The organism is Synergistaceae bacterium, assembly GCA_031272035.1.
Taxonomy (GTDB): domain Bacteria; phylum Synergistota; class Synergistia; order Synergistales; family Aminobacteriaceae; genus JAISSA01.
Genome location: JAISUO010000058.1, coordinates 1 through 20,717 on the forward strand (window position 1 = coordinate 1; position 20,717 = coordinate 20,717).

Here is a 20,717-nt window from a genome sequence, read left to right on the forward strand (position 1 = left end):
TACCCGAAGGCGGCCGCCCATAAAAAGATGCACGCGGACTTCGTCGCCGTCTTCACCAAAATGAAAACGGAATACGACGCCGACAACGAAAACCTGGTGGTGCTTCACAAAATCAACAAAGCCGTGTTCGACTGGCTCAAAAATCACATCATGATCCACGACAAAGAGTTCGCGCACTGGTATCGCAGCCAGCCAAAGAAATAGAGCTCATAGAAAAACTGTGACTCTCCGGAACTGGCGGGAGTCACAGTTTTATGCCTTGTGTGTTTTGGTACGTTTTACGTATTCGGCCTTCTGCGCTACGCGCTCAGGCTTTTCAGGTTTTCCCGGATACGCGTTATCTGAGCGGTTCCTTCGGCCACGCGAAGGCGTTCTTTTTCTACGACCTCCCTGGGGGCCCGGGAAACGAAGTCCGGTTTGTCCAAACGTCCCTGACTCGCCGCAACGTTCTTTTCGACGGAGAGCAGCTCCTGATTCAGGCGCGCAATCTCCGCGTCGATGTCCAGAACGTCCCCCACGTAAAGGCTGACCTCGCCCTCCCCCAGCCCGGAAGAAAGCGACGCGTGGGGCCGCGGCGACGAAACGGGCAGAACTTCGATCTCTCTGACGCGGCACAGCAGGGTCATCAGCGGCAGCATCTCCTTCAGCGTTTCGACGAAATCCGGGCTGTCCATCCGGATGACGGACCGGTTCATCCACTGCTGGGGAGCCACGTGAGCTTCCGCGCGAAGATTTCGCAGACTGCGGACCGCGTTCTGGAAACCCTGCATCATGTCCCCCACGTTCTCATCCGCGAAACGATACTCGCTCTTCGGCTTCGGCCAGTCGACCTTCATGATGGAATTCGTCCGCTGGGAGTAGCCGAACGCCTCCCACAGTTCCTCCGTCACGAAGGGAATAAAGGGATGCAACAGGGGCAGGAGCGTTTTAAAGACCTCGTCCAGTATCCCCTGGACGGTTTTCCTGCGGGGCTCCCCTTCTTCGCCGTGGAGGGCGGGCTTCGACATTTCCAGATACCAGTCGCAGAAGTCGCCCCAGATGAAATCGTAAAGCATCCGCGCGGCCTCTCCGATGTTGTACTCGTCGATCAGCCGTGTTTCGTTCTCCACGATCTCCTGGGTTCTGGAGAGGATCCAGCGGTCCTGCAGACGCAGCTGGGCGGGATCGATTTCCTCCTCCTCGTCGCTCAGGTTCATCAGTGCGAAACGGGCGGCGTTCCAGAGTTTGTTCATGAAGAAGCGGTAGGTTTCTATCTTTCCCGCCGAGAGCAGAATATCGCGGCCCTGGGTGGAAAGGGCGGCCAGCGCCATTCGAAGGGCGTCCGCGCCGTATTTCTCGATCATGTCCAGGGGGTCGATGACGTTGCCCTTGGATTTGCTCATCTTCTGTCCGTGCTCGTCCCGGATCAGAGAGTGGATGTAGACGTCCCTGAAAGGCTCCGCGTCCATAAATTCAAGCCCCATCATGATCATTCGGGCCACCCAGAAGAAGATGATGTCGAATCCCGTCACCATCAGGGACGTGGGATAGAAATAGTCCAGCTCAGGCGTTTTATCCGGCCAGCCCATGGTGGAAAAGGGCCAGAGCGCGCTGCTGAACCAGGTGTCCAGCACGTCCTCCTCCTGGGAGATGTTCCGGCTTTTGCACTTTTCGCATTCCGTGGGGTCGGTTTCGGCTACCGTGACGTGCCCGCAGTCGGCGCAGGTCCAGGCCGGAATGCGATGCCCCCACCAGAGCTGACGGGAGATGCACCAGTCCCGGATGTTTTCCATCCACTGAAAATAGGTTTTATCCCACTGCTCCGGAATCCAGCGGATAAGCCCGTCCCGAACGGCCCTGACGCCCCGGTCCGCAAGGGGCTTCGCCCGCACGAACCACTGCTCGGAAAGGAACGGTTCCACAGGGGTGTTGCAGCGATGGCAGTGCCCCACGGAGTGCCGAATGGCCTCCGTCCGGATCAGAAATCCCTGAGCTTCGAGATCTTTCGCCGAGGCCTCCCGGGCCTCCTTAATCGACATCCCTTTGTATTTCCCCGCGTTCTCGTTCATGAACCCCTCGCCGTCGATGACCTGAAGCTGGGGCAGATTGTGGCGCTGTCCCACCAGGAAGTCATTGGGATCGTGGGCGGGGGTGATCTTGACGCATCCCGTTCCAAATTCGGGATCGACCATGTTGTCCTCAATGACGGGAATCTCCCGATCCGTAAGGGGAACGCGAACTTTCCGTCCGATCAGGGATTTGAACTGCTCCGAGCGCGGATGCACCGCGATCGCCACGTCACCGATAATCGTCTCGGGCCGGGTGGTGGCCACCGTGATCTCCCCGCCTCCGTCCACAAAGGGATAGCGCACGTAGTAAAACTTTCCGTCCGTCTCCTCGTACTCGACCTCCAGGTCGGAAAGCGCGGTGTGACATCGGGAGCACCAGTTGATGATGTACTTGCCCTTATAGATCAGGCCCTTTTGATAAAGCCGGACGAAAACCGCCCGCACCGCCCGGGAAAGCCCGCTGTCCAGCGTGAAACGCTCACGCCGCCAGTCGCAGGAGTTGCCCAGTTTTTTCATCTGCGTGATGATGCGGTCTCCGTAGATTTTTTTCCACTCCCAGACTTTTTCCACAAAGGCTTCCCGCCCCAGGTCGTGACGGGTCATTCCCTTCGACGCCAGGTCCTTCTCCACGACGTTCTGGGTGGCGATTCCAGCGTGGTCCGTACCGGGAAGCCACAGCACGTTGTACCCCTGCATCCGGCGCGTGCGGCACAGGATGTCCTGAAAGGTGTTGTTGAAGGCGTGTCCCATATGCAGAGACCCCGTAACATTAGGCGGCGGAATCACGATCGAAAAAGGAGGCTTCTTCCTTATCGGGACGCCGTCGGCGTTCGTTTCGACATCCGCGTTGAAAAGCCCCTTTTCGAGCCAGAAGGCATACCATTTTTCCTCCAGTGCCTCGGGCGTATACCCCCTGGCCAGATCCCTGTTCCTGCGCATAGAAAACCATCCTCTCCGGCTGTTTCAACTCTAAAATATATCTTTAACTGAGTTATCTTACCATAATTACCCCGGCCGGCGGGGTCTTTTCGACCGCGAAAATCGCTTTTCGGCGCTCGCGTTTTTTTTGACGGCCGAAGTTTTACGGAGCTCGGCGCTTCCGCCGGACTCCGGATTTTGAGCGCTCATGATCCTGTCCCGAAGAACGGCCGCCCGCTCGAAGTCCAGCTTCTCCACTGCGTCCCACATGGCCCGCTCCAGCTCCCTGACGGTGAGGGCGGGGGCAGCGCCCGACGCTTCTCCGCCGGCCGCTGCCTCCAGAGAATAGGCCTCCAGCAGCTCCTGAGGAAGAAGGCTCATGACCTCCTTCTCGATGTTGCGGGGAACGATGCCGTGAAGCTCGTTGAACTCGATCTGTTTTTTACGGCGGCGAGCCGTTTCGTCCACCGATTTGCGGATGCTCTCCGTCTCCGTGTCCGCGTAGAGGCAGACCAGGCTGTTGATGTTCCGGGCGGCCCGCCCCATGATCTGAACAAGGGAACGATAAGAGCGCAGATAGCCCTCCCGGTCCGCGTCCAGAATGGCCACCAGCGTCACCTCGGGCAGGTCCATCCCCTCGCGCAGCAGATTGATTCCCACCAGCACCTGAATGTCGCCCTTCCTCAGGTCGCGGATCAGCTCCGCCCGCTCGAAGGTGTTCAGCTCCGAGTGGATATATTTCACCCTGAACTGCATCTCCCGCAGGTACTCGGCAAGGTCCTCCGAGGATTTTTTCGTGAGGGTCAGCACGAGGGCCCGCTCGCCCTTCTCCGTAACCCCCCGAAGGCGTTCGATCAGGTCGTCCACCTGTCCCGTCGCGGGCAGAACGACGACCTCCGGATCCACCACCCCCGTGGGGCGGATCACCTGCTCCACGCAGCGCTCCGAGTTTTCGAGCTCGTAATCTCCCGGCGTGGCTGAAACGAAAACCGCCGTACGCATCTTTCCCTCGAATTCGCGCCACTCCAGAGGCCGGTTGTCGAGACAGGAAGGAAGTCGGAAGCCGTTGTCCACCAGAACGGTTTTGCGGGCGCGGTCCCCGTTGAACATGCCCCGCACCTGCGGCAGCGTAATGTGGGATTCGTCCACGATCATCAGAAAATCCTCCGGAAAAAAATCCACGAGGGTCCCCGGCGGCTCTCCGGCCTCCCGTCCGTCCAGATAGCGGGAGTAGTTCTCGATCCCCGAGCAGTATCCCACCTCCGCCAGCATTTCCAGGTCGTAACGGGTGCGCATGCGGATACGCTGGGCTTCGATAAATTTTCCCTCGTTGCTGAAACGCTCGGCCATTTCCTCCATTTCGCTTTCGATCAGAGGCCGCGAGCGCTCGATAGCGTCGGTCTGCGTGACGTAGTGCTGGGCGGGATAGATCGAGGTTTCGGAGATGCGCTCCACGCTCCGGCCCGTCACTGGGTTGATGAGGTCGATCCGCTCAATTTCGTCGTCAAAAAACGTGACGCGGATGCAGTTTTCGTCGTAGGCGGGGAAAATTTCGATCGTGTCCCCCCGAACGCGAAATTTTCCGGCCTCCAGAATCTGATCGTTGCGCTCGTAGTAGTTTTCCATCAGGTGCCGCATGAACGTGCGATGTTCCCAGTGATCTCCCTCGGCGAAGGGGAAAATGGCCCCCTCGTAATTTTCTCTCTTACCCAAACCGTAGATGCAGGAGACGCTGGCCACCACAAGAACGTCCCTCCGTTCGATGAGGGCTTTTGTGGCCGCCAGCCGCAGTTTTTCAATGCGGTCGTTGATGGAGGCGTCCTTTTCGATGTAGGTGTCGCTGGAGGGAATGTACGCCTCGGGCTGGTAGTAATCGTAGTAACTGACGAAATAATGCACGGCGTTTTCGGGGAAAAAAAGTTTAAATTCGCTGTAAAGCTGGGCCGCCAGGGTTTTGTTGTGCGCCAGAACCAGGGTTGGCCGGTTGACGTTGGCGACGACATTGGCCATGGTGAAGGTTTTACCGCTGCCCGTAACCCCCATCAGGGTCTGAAAACGCTCTCCCGCTTCGAGCCCCCTTGTCAGCGCCTCTATGGCCTCCGGCTGATCGCCCGCGGGCGGCCACTCGGAGTGCAGAACAAAATTTTTCTGGATCACGGATTCGTCCTCGTCATAAATTCATTTTCATCACAAATTCACCCTGATCACAAGCCTGCCCGCCACAAAACTTCTCTATCATAAAACTGTTCTTCCGAACCGCAAAAACGAACCCGCGAAAACACGCCGCACCATTTTACGACAACGCGCAAAGAAAGCCAACGGCCTCAGCCTCCGGCCGTCTGTTACGGCAGCGAACGAATTTTAGTTTTGGAGGAGAGACAGCAGTTCGGAGGGGGTTTGGACGAACAGGGAAGAGCGGGCTTTGACGTTCGGGCGCGTGACAATGAAGCCGCAGCCGATGAAAACGTCGGCCAGCCCGTCGGCGCAGACCTGCCAGTCCGACATTCCGTCGCCGGTCATGACCACCACGCCGGGCAGACGGTTTTGCTCTTTCAACGCCCGGAGGACGACGCTTTTTCCGCCTTCCCGGGTCAGAGGGCCGTCCCGGACTCCCGTCACGACGCCATTGGAATCCCACGTATACTCGTTGGCGAAACAGTTTTCTTCGGGGATGCCGAACCGCCTCGCCACCGGACGGACAATCTCGGTGAAGCCTCCGCTGACGATAAACAGTTCCTGCTTTTTTTGACGAAGAAAGTTCAGCAGGTCGTCGATGCCCGGCGTCAGAAGGCTTTCTATTTCTTCGGCCATCCGGGCGAAGTCCTTCTTCTCCGTACGGGCCAGACGCAGCCGCGTACTCAGCGAGGTCTGAAAGTCCAGTTCGCCGTTCATGGCCCGCTTCGTGATGTCGTCGATTTTCCGCCGGTCCTCGTCGGTTCGCAGATTTCGCTTGATCAGCGTATCCAGCGTTTCAACGGAGACCAGCGTCGAATCGAAGTCGAAAACAAAAGAATTCCGTTCCCTCATATCCGGGAGCGGCGGAATCTCATTATTTTCCATTAATAAGCCGCACCCGAATGACGCCCTCGATCTTCGCGATTCCGGTCAGGGCCTTTTTGGAACAGGGATTGTCGATATCGATGATGTTGTAGGCGTAGTCGCCCCGGCTCCTGTTGAGCATGTGAGCGATGTTGATGCCCTCGTTCGCCAGGATCGTCGTGATGGGGCCGACGACGTTGGGGACGTTCCGGTTGATGACGGTGACGCGCCCCTTTTGAGCCGGCCCGCTGTCGCAGTCGGGCAGGTTGACGGAATTTTTCACGTTGCCGTTTTCCAGGTAATCCCTGAGCTGCCGCGCCGCCATCACCGCGCAGTTTTCCTCCGCCTCAGGGGTGGAAGCGCCCAGGTGCGGCAGCGAGAGAACGCCCTCCGCGCCCAGAAGCTCCTCCGCCGGAAAGTCCGTGACGTAACGGGACAGACGCCCCGTCTGAAGGGCCCTGAGCACGGCCGCGTTGTTCACGATCTCTCCTCTGGCGAAGTTGATCAGGCGTGAACCGCGCTTCATCCGGTCCAGCGCTTCTTCGTTGAAGATTCCCCGGGTCGCGTCCACCAGGGGAATATGGAGAGTGACGTAGTCGCTGCCTCGAAGCAGCCCCCCCAAATCCACGGCGCGGGTGACGCTGCGGGAGAGCGACCAGGCCGCCTCCACCGTCAGCCCCGGGTCGTAACCCACCACGTTCATGCCCAGGGCGTCGCAGGCATTGGCCACCAGGACGCCCACCGCGCCCAGCCCCACCACGCCGATTCGCTTGCCGGACAGTTCGGGGCCGGTGAAATCCGCCTTGCCCTTCTCGACTTTGGCCGCCAGGTCCGCCGTTCCCCTCAGGGTCCTCACCCAGCTCATGCCCTCGGCGATTTTGCGGGAAGAAAGCAAAAGGCCCGCCAGGGTCAGCTCCTTCACCGCGTTGGCGTTGGCGCCGGGGGTGTTGAACACCACGATCCCCGCATCGGAACACCGGGCGACGGGAATATTGTTGTAGCCGGCCCCCGCCCGGGCAACGGCCAGAAGACCGCTTCCCAGCTCCATATCCAGCATGGAAGCGCTTCTGACAAGGATGCCGTCGGGGGCAGAGACGTCGTTCGCAACGGTAAAATCGGCGGAGGGAAATTCATTCAGTCCATATTTGGAGATGCTGTTCAGAGTCAGAATTTTAAACATGATTTTGTATTGTCCTGTCCTTATGTCCCGCTTTTATGAGATTTTGTGAGCCGATTCGAACTTCTTCATAAAATCGCACAGCGCGACGACAGCCTCCGGGGTCACCGCGTTGTAAAGGCTGACCCGGATGCCTCCCACGGCCCTGTGTCCCTTCAGCCCCACCAGCCCGGCGGCGGCGGCCTCGGAAATGAACGCGGCCGTCAGGTCCTCGCTGGGCAGGACAAAGGTCACGTTCATGAGAGAACGGAACTCTCGATCCGCGGTTCCTTTGTACAGAGAGGATTTGTCGATGCAGTCATAGAGCATTTCGGCCTTTTCCCGGTTGATTTTCTCCTGAGCCGCCACGCCGCCTTTCGCTTTGAGCCACTCGAATACCAGTTTGGCGATATAGACCGAGAAGGTCCCCGGCGTGTTGTAGAGCGAGCCATGTTCGGCGCAGGTTCGGTACTCCAGCATGACGGGAATGGAGGCGGGGGTGGATTCCGCCAGGTCCTTCCGGATGATGACCATACAGAGACCGGCGGGACCGATGTTTTTCTGAGCGCCGGCGTAAATCACCCCAAAACGCGACACGTCCAGCACCTCGGAGAGAATGCCGGAGCTCATGTCCGCCACCAGAGGCACCGGGCCGGTGTTGGGGAAAGAGGTGTAACGCGTGCCGTAGATCGTGTTGTTGGATGTGATATGGACGTAATCCGCCTCCGGGTTGAAGGACGTGGGAGACAGAGGCGGAATGCAGGCAAAATTTTGCTCCTTCGACGACGCGGCGATGCGGACCCCTCCGAATTTTCTGGCCTCCTCGGCGGCCCTTTCGGCAAAATAACCGGACACCACGTAATCCGCCTTTTTGGAGCCGCACATGAGGTTCAGCGGGACCATGGAAAACTGGAGCGTGGCGCCGCCCTGCAGGAAAAGGACGTAATAGTTGTCGGGAATTCCAAGGAGTTCTCTGAAAAGTTTTTCCGCTTCGGCGATGATTTCTTCGAAGGCTTTGGAGCGATGGCTTATTTCGAGAACGGACATGCCCGTCTTTCCATATGAGAGAAATTCCTTCTGAGCTCTGACCAAAACATCCAGTGGCAGCGCCGCGGGACCGGCGCCGAAATTGTATACTCTGTCCATTCTTTAACTGACCTCCGCCCAAGTTTTCTGAATATAGGGCATATTGTAACGCCTATATTCCCATCGGGCAACAATCACAGAGCAAATTGATTAATAAAAATGGTTTTTTATACCGATTTTTTACGCCGCTTTTTTATGGGGCCAAATCCGTCCTGTGATTTCGTACAGCGCCCAGATCAGGGCCATCGTCAGGAGCGTCGGTATCCAGGTTTCATAGCGGCCGAACAGCCAGCAGGCCACCATGCCCAGAGCCGCCAGAGCCAGGTTCACCGGTTGAAAGGGCTTCTCGCAGGCCGGACGACCCTTCAGAAAATCCAAAAAAGAAACCGCGTAGACGGGAACGAACACCATGCCGATGACGGTCAGAAATCCCATCAGAAAATCGCTGTAACGCTCCACGGGGAAAAAGACTGAGATCAGTCCGGAAAAAACCCCGATGACAAGAATGGCGAGTTTGCTGTTCTTCACTCCCGCCACGGACTGCGAGGAAACCGCGGCGGAGTAGAGGTCGAGAAACGCGGTGGTCAGAGTGGACAGCAGGACGACGCCGCAGGCCGGCACTGTAAAGCGGCTGGCGGCTATGAACGCAAAAATATCGCTCCCGCTTTTGACGGACACGTACAGTCCAAACAGGTACATGAGGGTGCTCCCCGCAAAATAGGCCGCGAAGGGAACTCCGAAGGCACAGGTTTCGTCCTCCGCCGTCGATGTGTAATCTCCAATCAGAGGAAGCCAGGACACCGGCATGGCAATGGAAAGCTCCACGGCCAGGGTCATGCTCATGCCCTCGCTCAGAGCCGCGACGGGGTTCCCGACGACGCCCAGGGCCTCGGAAAACAGGACGACGCAGAGCACTGACAGCAGAATCACCGCGATGTCGTTCAGCTTCTGGACGGGGCTTCCGAAGATCAGCGCCCACACGCACACGAGCACGGCGAGACAAAAAGTCACAGGACTGAAGGGAAGGGAGGTCACACCCACAAGGGCGCTGCTGGCCTGAACGATCATTACAATCGTCCACCCGATGAGCTGAATGACGTTGCAGAGGGCGATCAGAGCGCCCCCTCCCCGTCCGAAGGACCAGACGACGCAGCTCATGGCGTTCTCTTTCCGCACATAGGAAAGATGCCCGCCGAAGGCCAGAAGAGCGCACCCGATAAGGTGTCCCAAAACAATCGCCAGCGTCCCTCTGGTCAGCCCCAGAGGCGCGACCAGACCTCCCGTAAAAATCTCCGAAATGGAAATGGAGGCCCCCAGCCACAGAAAAAACATTGTGCTTTTCCTGACACTTTTTCCGGTACTCATATCTATCAGTCACCTTTCAGGACAATATCATAAGGCCATTCATTATAATGCATAGCGGAGACTTTGTATCGCTTCATGCAGGTCTTCCGTCACATTTGAGCGGCAGTTTCAGACCATTTTTCCGTAAAAAAGCATCGCTTTTCCGCAAGACGGATAAAAGAGCCTGTGCATAAAATATTGCGGGACAAAATACCGTTCGTCCGGAAAAATCCGGAGAGCAGGGATTAACGAAGGCAGGAAATAATGAAGGGAATAATGATTCTTAATTTTTATATTTTACTTTGGCCTTTTCATCAAAAGTGATATAAAATGGGAAAGTCCTTCATTAAGAAGAGATTTTTAAGGAAAGATTATCCAGGGAGGAGCTTTTTCAACTATGGAGTCCTTCTGTATCACAGGGAGTTGTAAATGTACGCGGGTGTAGGATACAGCGACAATCCGGATTCCGCGGCGGCAGGCAGGCAGGCGGCGACGGAGGCCCTTGAACAGGCCGGACGGGACGACCCCTGCGATCTTGTGCTGCTTTACGCCACCGCCCGGCACGACGCGCAGGCTCTGCGGGACGCCGTCACCTCCGTCACGGGAGCCGCTTCTGTGGTGGGAGGAGGCGCTGTAGGCATCATCACCAACGACCGGTTCGGATACGCGGGAGACCAGGTGGGAACGGCCTGCCTCTGGCTCAAAGAGGCTCACTGCGACATCCTCACCGAAGGCGGACTTTTGGGAGACGAGCAGGAAGCGGGCCGGCATCTGGGAGAGAGGCTGAGCTCCATGGGCGTCACCAAAACATCGCCCCTGATGCTTTTTTATGACGCTATCGATCGGACGGGAGGCGGTATGCGTCTGGTGATGGCTACCCGCCTGCTGGCCGGCATGGAAGAGGGGCTGGGTTTTCTCCCCGACCTGACAGGGGCCGGAATGCAGGGGGACTATGCCTGCACCCCCACCCGCCAGTGGCTGGGGGAAACCGTGGGGGAACACCACGCGATGATGCTGGCCTTTTCCGGAAATATTCGCATCGACAACGTGATCATGCACGGCTGCCGTCCGGCGACCCGTTATTACACGGTGACGAAGGCCGACGGGCAAACCATCCTCGAAATCAACGGTCAGCCGGCTCTTTCCTTTCTCGACGGTCTGCTGAACTCCGCCATTTCGCCGGAAAGCTATCCCTTCTTCCTGATCCTTGGGGTCAACAGAGGCGACAAATGGGGAAAATTTGACGAAAACAACTACGCGAGCCGCCTCTGCCTCGCCATCGACAAACAGCGCCAGGGCATCGTCATGTTCGAGCCGGACATGGTGGAGGGCACGGAGTTTCAGATCATGTGCCGCAGTTTCGACCTCCAGTACATGCAGCCGCAAATTGAAGAGCTTTTCAGCCGCATCAAAGGACGGGAACCCGTTTTTGCGCTGTATATCGACTGTGCCGGCCGCGCCGCCGGATATGGAGGGATCGATATGGAAGACGCCGTCATGGTGCAGAAAATCGTCGCCAACCGCGTTCCTCTGCTGGGGATGTACACGGGAGTGGAAATCGCCCCCATCGGAGGCCGTCCAAGAGGGCTGGACTGGACGGGTGTTTTTTGTCTGTTCAGCGTGGCCCGATGAGTACCGCCGACCTCAACAATCCGGAGATTCCGGAGCTTCAGAACCCCTCCCCCGGGCTTCAGAGCCTGCTTCAGGAGCTGAAGTACCTCCGTTATCTCACCGAGCAGAACGCCGCGAAAATTCTGTCGCTGGACACGCAGTCCATCGTCATTCGCCACGAGCTGGAGCAAAAGCGGCGGGGATTCGCCCTGCTGGCGGAGCTGTCCGTATCCCTGAGACAGGAGGAGGCCAGCTACGAAAGCCTCTTCGTCCCCGTGACCCGACGCATCAACGCCACCCTGAACATGCAGCGCACGGTGGTGCTCACCCCCGACAGGGAGGGCCTGTTCTCCCCCTCCGTTCTGCAGGGATACCCCTCAGACAAAAAGGCGGAAATCATGGCCCAGCATTTCCCGGTGGACGCGGCGTTGCTGGACCCTGAGCATCCGGTGCTGATCAACGGCGCCGACTCCCTGCAGCACATGGAGGAGCTGCGGACGACCCTCGACCTGCCCTATCTGATTTCCGTCCCCATCCTCCTGCAAAACGAGGTCGCGGCGATACTGATCACAGGGCGCATGGTGGAGGCAGGGCCCTTCCTCTCCCGGCTGGGACGGTACGACATGGAGACGGTGCAGGCCATCGGCGCGCTCCTGTCGGCGATTCTGGTGGAACAGCGGCTGGCCGAGGCCGAGGAAAGAACCCGCATCATGCTCAACACCACGCCCATGTGCTGCACCTTCTGGGACGAGCGGGGCAACCGGATCGACTGCAACGACGAGGCCGTGCGATTTTTCGGAGTCAAAGATAAAAAGGAATACCTCGAAAAATTTGACGAATTATCCCCTGAATTTCAGCCCGACGGGAGTCCTTCCCGTGAAACGGCCTGGGAATGGATCAAAAAAGCCTTCATTTCCGGTTACGCCCGGTTCGAATGGATGCATCAAACCCTGTCCGGCGAGGCCATCCCCTCGGAAATCACCATGGTGAGGCTGAAAAGGGGCGAAGGGTACAACCTGATCGGATACACGCGCAGCCTGCAGGAACAAAAGATCATGATGGAAGAGATGTTCAAAAAAGAAGAAGAACTGCGTCAGGCTCACGATCTGGCGGAGAAAAACGCCCACGTCAAAAGCGAATTTCTCGCCAACCTGAGCCACGAGATTCGCACGCCCATGAACGCGATTTTGGGGATGACGCACCTTCTCTCCCAGACGGAAATGACCGATACGCAGCAGAGATACGCTGATCAGGCGGCGCACTCCGCCCGCATTCTCCTGCGGGTCATCGACGACATTCTGGATTTCTCCCGAATCGACGCGGGCCAGATCGCCATGGAAACGTCGGAATTTTCACTTCGGGATATGGTCAACAGAGTCCGGGACATGGTGGCGGACGAGGCCAAAAAACAGAGCCTCGCTCTGTGGGTGGAAATCGACCACGACGTGCCGGACGGGCTGGAGGGCGCCTGTCTGAGAGTGGAGCAGGTGCTGTTCAACCTCGTGAGCAACGCCATCAAATTCACCCCCTCGGGGAGCGTGACCCTCCACGTTATTCGGCGCTCCGGAACCTCCGACAGCGCCACGCTGCTGTTCGAGGTGCAGGATACGGGTATCGGCATGACTCCGGAGGACATGAAGAAACTCTTCACACCCTTCAGTCAGGTGGATTCTTCCACCACCCGTAAATATGGAGGAATCGGGCTTGGCCTTGCCATCAGCCGCAGTCTGGTGGAGCTCATGGGGGGAGAAATCCGCTGCGAAAGCACCCCGGGCAGGGGCAGCACGTTTTCTTTCACGATCACGTTCAAACTGCCGTCCCATCTGGAGGCTCAGAAGGAAGCCCCGGACGCGGAAAGCGCCGCCCCCGACTCCGACCTGAAGGGACTGCGCGTCCTGCTGGCCGAGGACAACGAAATCAATCAGATGATCGCCATCGAAATTCTGTCCTCCATGGGGGTCGAGGCCACCCCGGCGAACAATGGAAAGGAAGCCCTGGACATACTGGAGAAGGGCGATTACGACATCGTGCTCATGGACATTCAAATGCCGGAGATGGACGGTCTGGCCGCCACGGAGAGGATTCGCGCCAATCCAAAATACAGCGGCCTGCCCATTATCGCCATGACCGCCCACGCCACCAGCGAAGACAAAGAGGTCAGCCTCAGAAGCGGAATGAACGACCACCTGACCAAACCCGTGGAGCCCGACGAGATCTACGCGACTCTGAAACGCTGGGATCCGCGTTCGAACAAAAAGGCCGCTCTTCGTCCCCGCGAAGTCCCCTGAAAGCTCCTTCGTGAAACCGAAGGGCAGGGGGACAGACCCTCTCTCCCTGCCCCGGACGCTTTCGAAGGCACAGGCGGAAAAGACCACTTATTTTAAATTGGCATCAGAGGTGCAGAATGACCTCCGGGTCGATGCTTTGCAGGTCCGGCGCTCCCGTAAGGCTCATGAGGTCTCTCAGTTCCTCGTTGATACCGGCCAGAATCTGACGCACGCCTTCGGCCCCCTCCGAGGCCAGCCCGCCCATGACGGCCCTGCCGATGCAAACCGCGTTCGCGCCAAGGGCCAGAGCCTTGAACACGTCAGCGCCGCTGGCCATGCCGCAGTCCACGAAGATGGGAATCTGACCGCCGATCACTTTCACAATACGCGGAAGCACCATCAGAGGCGGCGCGGCGTAGTCCAGAACGCCTCCCCCATGATGGGAAACCACAATTCCGGCGGCCCCCGCCTCCAGCGCCTTGACGGCGTCTTTTTCACTCAGGACGCCTTTCAGGATAAAGGGCAGTTTTGTCGCTTTCACAAAGCCCTTGAGGTCGTTCAGGGTTTTGGGGCCCACCGGATACGACATCGCGTAACCTCTTTTCAGCCGGTTCCCGAACACGAAATCAATGTCCATCCCCGTGGCGAAGGCCCCGTGTTTCTCCACCTGCGCGAGCTTTTCGTAAACCTGGTCGTGATCGGCGTAGGGTTTGACGATTTTGATGGTCTTCGCTCCTGTGGCCGTCATGGCGGCGAGCTCTTTTTCATCGCCGATTCCGGCCCACATGACCGCATCGGCAGCAGCCGCTCCCCGGGCAAGCTCCACCATGCCCCCGGGATAAACGTTGTCGAGGCTGGAAAGCGCGGCAGTCATCACCGGCATGGAAAACTCCGCTCCAAAAAGTTTGAACTTCGTCGAGGCCCTGACCGAGTCGATAACCCGCATCTCGATCAAAAGAGAATCGTTGTATTCTCTCGTGATTCGCGGAGAATTTCCCCGCGCGCCCGAATATCTGGAGGCAATTCCCTTTTCCTGAAGCTTCCTTTCGCTTTCGTCAATATACGTCCCAATCATGCGACAGTCCTCCTTTTTCCCGGTATGCATCAGGTGCTTTCGATCATAAAGCGTTCCAGCGCCTTTCTCAGAATCGATATGGACATCAGGTATTCGTTCAGGTCAATGTGTTCTTCGGCGGTGTGGTCGAGCTTCGAATCTCCGGGACCGTAGGCCGCCAGCGGACATCCCCAGTCCGCGGCCAGATTGAAGTCCGCCGTTCCCCCCTTCGCCAGCAGTCTCGGAGTCAGTCCCGCGTTTCGCACCTCCACCCGCAGGGCACGGACAAGAGGGTCGCTTTTGTCGACGACGCGGGCCGGCATGGAGGAAATGAACTTCACCCGAACCCCCCGGCCTTCTCCCAGGGCGATGAACTCCTCCGCCCATTCTTCCGGCGACACGCCGAGGGGCAGCCGGACATCCAGGTCCACGAAGCCGAAACGCTCTCCCGCTTCCTTTCCGTTCATGGCGATAACCGCCCCTGAAGGGCGCTCAACGACGGGTTTGCCCGGGTCGTCGCGCTCCTCCACTCTTTTCAGAATGTCCGACGCCGCCAGCAGACAGGCCGTGAGAGGCCCCGCGTCGCCGCTGCGGTGAGCCCCTCCGTCGCGGGCGGAAATTTGCAGTCTCAGATAACCCCTGTACCCCAGTGTGACGCCGCTGACGCCGGAGGGCTCTCCAATCACGCAGGCGGCGGGAGAATGCAGGGGCATGATGTATTTTGCCCCACGGGAATCGCCCTCCTCAGCCACAGCCGCAATCAGAGTCAGTTTCCAGCCCTCGGGGATCTCCGCCATTCCCCCCGCGACGGCGAAGGCGCAAAGCGGCCCTCTGGCGTCGACGCTGCCCCGTCCATGCAGAATATCGCCTTCCACCCGGAACGCCGGCCCCCCGGGCACCGTATCGATATGCCCCAGCAGAACGATTTCCCTTTGTCCCGAACCTCTCCGGGCAACGACATTGCCCGCCTCGTCCAGACGGACGTCCTCCCAGCCATAATCAGACAAAGCCTGCGCGAAGTAATCGCAGGCTTCCTTTTCGGCATAAGTGACGCCCGGAATTTCAACCATCCGGATCAGCAGTTCCCGTATTTTCGAGGCGTCGAATTCAGTCCGCCGCATTCTCTCGAAGGTTCTTCAGGCCCGCCAGGACCTCCCCCAAAGTCTTAGCCACAGTGCAGAAATGTTCTCTTTCCGCGGTGAAAGGCGGAAGAAAGCGCACCACCTGCGGGCCGGCGTTCAACGCGAGGACGCCCTGTCCCTGCAGTCCCTTCACCACGAGGTCAGCCCTGACGGTGAGCTCCACTCCAAAAAGAAGTCCCCGATGGCGAATCTCGCGAATCAGCGGCGACTTCAGGTCTTTTATCAGCGATGCGAAAAAATCTCCGTTTTCCAGGGCGCTTTCAGGATACCTCTCGGTGTGAAGCAGGTTCCAGGAAGCCAGAGCCACGGACGCCACAACGGGATTTCCCCCGTAGGTGCTGCCATGACCTTTCGGCGGGAAATCTCCCAGCTCTCCCTTCCAGATCGTCGCCCCCACGGGCAGCCCCCCTGCGAGTCCCTTCGCCAGAGCCACAATGTCCGGCTCCAGACCAATTCGGGATCCCGCCAGGACAGAGCCGCAGCGTCCCCAGCCGCTCTGAATTTCGTCGGTCACGAGCAACGCTCCGGCAGCCCGACAGGCCTTTGTTATGGCGCTTCCCGCCGCCTCGTCCAGAGGATAGACGCCTCCTTCACCCTGCACCGGCTCCAGGAATACCGCGGCGGTTTCCTCGTCGATCGCCTGGGGCGCGTCGTCCAGGGCCACGTGCTGTACGGGCAGCAGAAAATCACCCCAGGCCCTTCGATACTGCGGGTTGAAGGTGAGGGCCAGAGCTCCCAGAGTTCTCCCGTGAAAGGCGCGTCGCAGAGCCACGATTTTTTTGCGTCCGGGCCTGAAGCTCAGAGCCAGTTTCAGAGCGGCCTCAATGGCCTCCGTTCCGCTGTTGCAGAGAAAAACCCTGCCCTCCGGAAGAAGTTCGGATAAAACCTTTCGCAATCCGTCCCGTGAACTGCTGATAAGGCTGGGAGAAATCGTCCAGGGCGACAAAAGCGCCTTTTGAGCGGCTTCCACCAGTACGGGATGCGTGTGTCCAAAGAGGGCGGAACCGTTTCCGCACAGGAAATCGACGTAACTTTTTCCCGTCGAATCCCGGACGACAGCTCCCCGCCCTTCGACGATCTCTAGACCGCGGCTGCCGTAGAGACCCGACACAGCGTCGTACCTCCTCCCGCAAGGGCCCGGGTAATGGGGTTCTCCCTGCGGCTGTCGGCCAGGATCACCCGGCTCACGCTGCCTTCCAGCGCCTCCCGGGCCGCAAGGAGCTTCCGCTTCATGTTTCCCTGCGCCAGAGACTCCAGTTCTCCCCACATTCCAAAGTCGGCGTTTTCCACCCGGCTCTGGGGATCTTCTACGTTTCGCAAAATGCCCGGAACGTTACTCAGGATGATCAGCGTATCCGCCCCCAGGGCCACGGCTGCCGCGGCGGCCATGCGATCTCCGTCCACGTTGAGGCTGTTGCCCTGTTCGTCCGAAGCCAAAGGCGGCAGCATGGGAAGCAGTCCCCGTTCCCAGGCGTCACGCACGGGAGCGGGGTCGAAACCGCACACCGTCCCGCTGTAATTTCCACGAAGAATGCGAACCCTGCCGTTTTCAACCGACCGGAGGCTGTCCTTGCGGGAGGCCTTCGCCGTGACGGCATGGGAAGGATACAGAGGAAGAGATCCGACACCGTACTTCCCCAGCTTCCAGGAAAGTTCGACGGAATAGTGACAGCACGCCGCTTCGAAAAGAGTCAGCTCCTTTTCTCCCACAAAACGGCTGCGGTAACCGCTGGGACTCGTCACGTACAGAGGTTCGATCCCGCAGGAACGGCACAGCATTTCCATGGGCCCGCTGGCCCCGTGAACCAGAACCCAGCGTTCTCCCCGCTTCACACGAGAAGCCAGCTCCTCCAGAAAACTGGAAGGATCGTTTCCCACAGCGCCGCCAATTTTAACTACTCCGAAACCCACTTCCAAAATCTCATTCATCGCTGTTATCATCATCCTGTCAATTATTAATAATAAGAAAGTAAGGGGAATGATAAACCTAAGTATTTTTTCTGTCAATATATTAAATAATAGTTTCTCAAAAATTTTTTCGGTTTTTCTGACCCGGACGAGCGGGGGGAAAGAAGTTTAAATGAAAAAACCCTCCGCTGACTGTATAATAACCCTGCAGGACATTCACGGCGGAGTATAACAACATCATGGAAAATCTCTACATCCGCGCGAACGCCAAAGATTACGCCGATCTCCTGGAATCCGTGGCGCAGCTCCAGCGAGGCCGATGCGCCCCCAGAACCCTGACCGATGAATAAGATTTTCTCGGATAAGGCATGGGAGGACTATCAATATGCTGACACGGGGCGCCTGCACGGCTTGCGGTTGCTTTTGCAATTAACCAACCTTGGGCTCCCGACCCTGTCGATATTCGTTTTTTTGCAGCAGCCGTCAGGTCAGTGAGAGGTCAGATAGTTGATGAACCAGACGATGTTGGGAATGCCCACCAGGTCGATGAGAACCGCCCCACACAGAGGAACGATCAGGAAAGCCTTGTAGGACATCACGCCATAACGCTCGCAGACCGCGCTCATGTTGGAGACGGCGTTGGGGGTCGCTCCCAGTCCGTGGCCCAAAAATCCCGCGCACATCACGGCCGCGTCGTAGTCCTTCCCCAGCAATGGGAAAAGGATAAACACCGCGATCAGCACCAGCGCCAGAGTCTGAAGCAGCAGGATGACCACCAGAGGAACGGCCAGATCGTAAAGGTCCCAAATCCGCAGAGTCATCATCGCCATGGTGAGGAACATTCCGATGGACACGTCGGCGATGCATTCCACCGCTTTTTCGTGCAGTTCGACAATCTTCAGAGCATCGTTCAGGTTGCGGAAGATGACCGCCACGAACATGGCTCCCACGTAGCCGGGCAGAGAGAAGTTTTTCCACTGCCAGACGTTTTTGGCCTGTTCGTTGATCCAGTTTGAGACGATGTTCCCCAAGGCCATGATCACCAGCACCAGCGCCAGCATACGGAAAAGGTCGAAACTTTTGTCCAGGACTTTCGTTTTTCTCTCTTCCCGATGCTCTTTGTAGAGGTTGTCCTGAGAGGCGACCAGCTCCAGTTTTTTGCTGCTGACCAGCCAGCTGGATACGGGGCCGCCCAAAAGACCGCCTGCGATGAGCCCATAGGTGGCGGAGGCGATGGCAACCGCCGAGGCTCCCGCAACGCCCAGTCCCTCAGCGGTCGGTCCGAAGGCGGCTGCCGCGCCGTGCCCGCCCTCCAGCGAAACGGCTCCCGCCATAACGCCCAACACGGGATGGATGCCCAGCGCGGAGGCCAAGCCCGCGCCGAAACCGTTCTGGAACACCGCAAGGACCCAGCAGGAAACCAGGTAGACGATCAGGGCCAGCCCTCCCCGTTTCAGCAGTCCAAGGCTGCCCCCGATTCCCACCGTGGTGAAAAAGGCCAGCATCATCGGCGACTGAAGCGTCGTGGCGAAGGAGATGCTGCTCCCGTTCCCCTGATGATGCAGGACCAGCGCGACGGAGGCCATGATCAGGCCGCCCACAACCGCGGACGGAATACAAAAACGAGCCAAAAACGAAATATGACGCTTCAGTGTCACCCCCGTGATAAACAGCAGCGCGGCCACAGCCGTGGTGAAAAGCGGATCAAAGCTCAGTTTGAAAACTCCATCAACCGTTTCCCAACTCATCTTAACGCCTCCTGGAAGAACTCCCTGTCCTCATATAAAAATCCGGACTGCAAAGTTTTTCATTTATTTTATAACGAAGTTTGCAGAAAAGACTCTTCCACAGGTTCAAAGGATTGGGAACCTGGTATAAATCATCCACATTCTCACACTTCTGTACTTTTACTGTTAATTATATGCAGATTTGCTTTTGACAAACAGACTCCGCCTGAGATAATATAAATAACAAGAATTGATAAATCCTTGTAGCTGTTAAATTTCCGTTAATTTCTCGTTAAGTTTTTGTTAAGTTTTCTTCAATCAATAAGTTTTCTTAAATTCAAAGGAGGCTTTAATCGTAAGTATCCAAAGCCCGAACGGGCACATTATTCAAAGGAGTTGAGCAATATGTTCGCTGAACGCGTACGCGTACTTTTCCTGATGACTTTGTTGGTGTTGGCAGGGATATTTTTCTCCGGCTCCAGGGCAGCCGCCTCTCAGTTGATCGTATTTTCCAACAACCAGTGGGACAGCCAGATGTTCCACAACGAGCTCGCAAAATTCATTATCGAAAATGGATTTGAAGGTTACCGCGTGGAGTTTTCCACGGGATCCAGCAACCTGAACTGGCAGGGAATGATCAATGGCGACGTGGACCTGGACATCGAGAGCTGGACGGACAACATCGCCACTTACCCGCAGGACGTGGCCCGGGGAGACGTGATTCCCCTTGGGATTCTGGTGCCCGACAGCGCCCAGGGTTTTTACGTTCCCCGCTACATGATTGAGGGGGATGCCTCCCGGGGAATCAAGCCCCTGACTCCGGACCTGAAAAATGTGGCGGACCTGATTCGATACGCCCACGTATTCAAAGACCCTGAAGAACCGGGGCGGGGACGCCTTTACGGGGCCGTGCCCGGATGGATGATCGACGAGATCATGTTCAAAAAATACGGATACTACAAGCTGGACGAAACGTGGAACTACTTCAGAACGGGCAGCGAAGCCGTGCTCTTCGCCTCTCTGGAAAGCGCCTGCAACCTGGGAGAACCCTGGGTGGGGTACTGTTACTCCCCGTCCTGGATCACGGGGAAGCTGGACCTCGTTTTGCTGGAGGACGCGCCTTACGATCCGGAGCTGTTCCAGAAGGGCGCCTGCGAGGTTCCAAAACAGCCCCTTCGCATCGTCTGCGGCTCCCATTTCCCCGACAAGGCCCCGGAGCTTCTCGATTTCTTCAAAAAATACAAAACAGGGTCCACTCTTGTTTCCGAGGCTTTGGCTCACCTCAAGGATACACGGGAAAGCCATCAGCGTACGGTCGTGTGGTTTCTGCAAAATCACGACTCGCTTCTGGACGACTGGCTGACGCCGGAGCAGGCGGCAAAAGTCCGCACCGCCCTGAGCGGGCAGTAAGGGTCCG

At 57.8% G+C, this 20,717-nt stretch carries 15 protein-coding genes; 4 read left to right on the plus strand and 11 right to left on the minus strand.

The window, feature by feature from the left end; all coding sequences use genetic code 11:
• The coding region (locus tag LBR61_07275; protein MDR1731879.1) for a hypothetical protein at positions 1-204 on the plus strand (204 nt) is incomplete at its 5' end.
• Positions 205-299: 95 nt separating this feature from the next.
• On the opposite strand, the gene LBR61_07280 is transcribed toward LBR61_07275, so the two are convergent.
• From LBR61_07280 to LBR61_07305, 6 genes are all read right to left on the minus strand, one after another.
• Positions 300-2,987, minus strand: coding sequence for a valine--tRNA ligase (locus tag LBR61_07280; protein ID MDR1731880.1), 2,688 nt, complete (start codon positions 2,985-2,987; stop codon positions 300-302).
• 66 nt (positions 2,988-3,053) lie between these two features.
• A complete protein-coding gene (uvrB, locus tag LBR61_07285) occupies positions 3,054-5,120 on the minus strand; it encodes an excinuclease ABC subunit UvrB (protein MDR1731881.1) in 2,067 nt (688 codons plus the stop codon).
• A 207-nt stretch (positions 5,121-5,327) separates the two neighbouring features.
• Positions 5,328-6,026, minus strand: coding sequence for an HAD-IB family phosphatase (locus tag LBR61_07290; GenBank protein ID MDR1731882.1), 699 nt, complete (start codon positions 6,024-6,026; stop codon positions 5,328-5,330).
• Positions 6,016-7,185 (minus strand): phosphoglycerate dehydrogenase, encoded by a 1,170-nt coding sequence (locus tag LBR61_07295; protein ID MDR1731883.1) that lies wholly within the window; start codon positions 7,183-7,185, stop codon positions 6,016-6,018. The genes LBR61_07290 and LBR61_07295 overlap by 11 nt, the downstream gene beginning before the upstream one ends.
• Positions 7,186-7,218: 33 nt before the next feature.
• On the minus strand, positions 7,219-8,307 hold the full coding sequence (gene serC / locus LBR61_07300) for a 3-phosphoserine/phosphohydroxythreonine transaminase (GenBank protein ID MDR1731884.1): 1,089 nt from the start codon (positions 8,305-8,307) through the stop codon (positions 7,219-7,221).
• A gap of 120 nt (positions 8,308-8,427) precedes the next feature.
• On the minus strand, positions 8,428-9,579 hold the full coding sequence (locus LBR61_07305; GenBank protein ID MDR1731885.1) for a cytosine permease: 1,152 nt from the start codon (positions 9,577-9,579) through the stop codon (positions 8,428-8,430).
• A 441-nt stretch (positions 9,580-10,020) separates the two neighbouring features.
• On the opposite strand from LBR61_07305, the gene LBR61_07310 reads away from it, so the two are divergent.
• A complete protein-coding gene (locus tag LBR61_07310; protein MDR1731886.1) occupies positions 10,021-11,223 on the plus strand; it encodes an FIST C-terminal domain-containing protein in 1,203 nt (400 codons plus the stop codon).
• The gene (locus LBR61_07315) at positions 11,199-13,490 is read left to right on the plus strand and encodes a response regulator (GenBank protein MDR1731887.1); all 2,292 of its coding nucleotides are present in this window, start codon (positions 11,199-11,201) and stop codon (positions 13,488-13,490) included. Before LBR61_07310 ends, LBR61_07315 begins: the two co-directional genes overlap by 25 nt.
• Before the next feature lie 103 nt (positions 13,491-13,593).
• Here LBR61_07315 and LBR61_07320 read toward each other — a convergent pair whose 3' ends face one another.
• The 5 genes from LBR61_07320 to gltS all read right to left on the minus strand — a co-directional run bounded on the left by LBR61_07320 (position 13,594) and on the right by gltS (position 19,321).
• On the minus strand, positions 13,594-14,544 hold the full coding sequence (locus LBR61_07320) for an alpha-hydroxy-acid oxidizing protein (protein MDR1731888.1): 951 nt from the start codon (positions 14,542-14,544) through the stop codon (positions 13,594-13,596).
• Between the two features lie 29 nt (positions 14,545-14,573).
• A complete protein-coding gene (locus LBR61_07325) occupies positions 14,574-15,644 on the minus strand; it encodes a M20/M25/M40 family metallo-hydrolase (GenBank protein ID MDR1731889.1) in 1,071 nt (356 codons plus the stop codon).
• Positions 15,631-16,776 carry an aminotransferase class III-fold pyridoxal phosphate-dependent enzyme gene (locus tag LBR61_07330; protein MDR1731890.1) on the minus strand — a complete coding sequence of 382 codons (1,146 nt, stop codon included), beginning with the start codon at positions 16,774-16,776 and terminating at the stop codon, positions 15,631-15,633. Before LBR61_07330 ends, LBR61_07325 begins: the two co-directional genes overlap by 14 nt.
• Positions 16,746-17,594 (minus strand): [LysW]-aminoadipate kinase, encoded by an 849-nt coding sequence (locus tag LBR61_07335; protein MDR1731891.1) that lies wholly within the window; start codon positions 17,592-17,594, stop codon positions 16,746-16,748. Before LBR61_07335 ends, LBR61_07330 begins: the two co-directional genes overlap by 31 nt.
• A 467-nt stretch (positions 17,595-18,061) precedes the next feature.
• Positions 18,062-19,321 carry a sodium/glutamate symporter gene (gene gltS, locus LBR61_07340; GenBank protein MDR1731892.1) on the minus strand — a complete coding sequence of 420 codons (1,260 nt, stop codon included), beginning with the start codon at positions 19,319-19,321 and terminating at the stop codon, positions 18,062-18,064.
• A 384-nt stretch (positions 19,322-19,705) separates the two neighbouring features.
• Between gltS and LBR61_07345 the strand changes: the two genes are divergently transcribed.
• Positions 19,706-20,710 carry a hypothetical protein gene (locus LBR61_07345; protein MDR1731893.1) on the plus strand — a complete coding sequence of 335 codons (1,005 nt, stop codon included), beginning with the start codon at positions 19,706-19,708 and terminating at the stop codon, positions 20,708-20,710.
• Positions 20,711-20,717 lie beyond the last annotated feature (7 nt).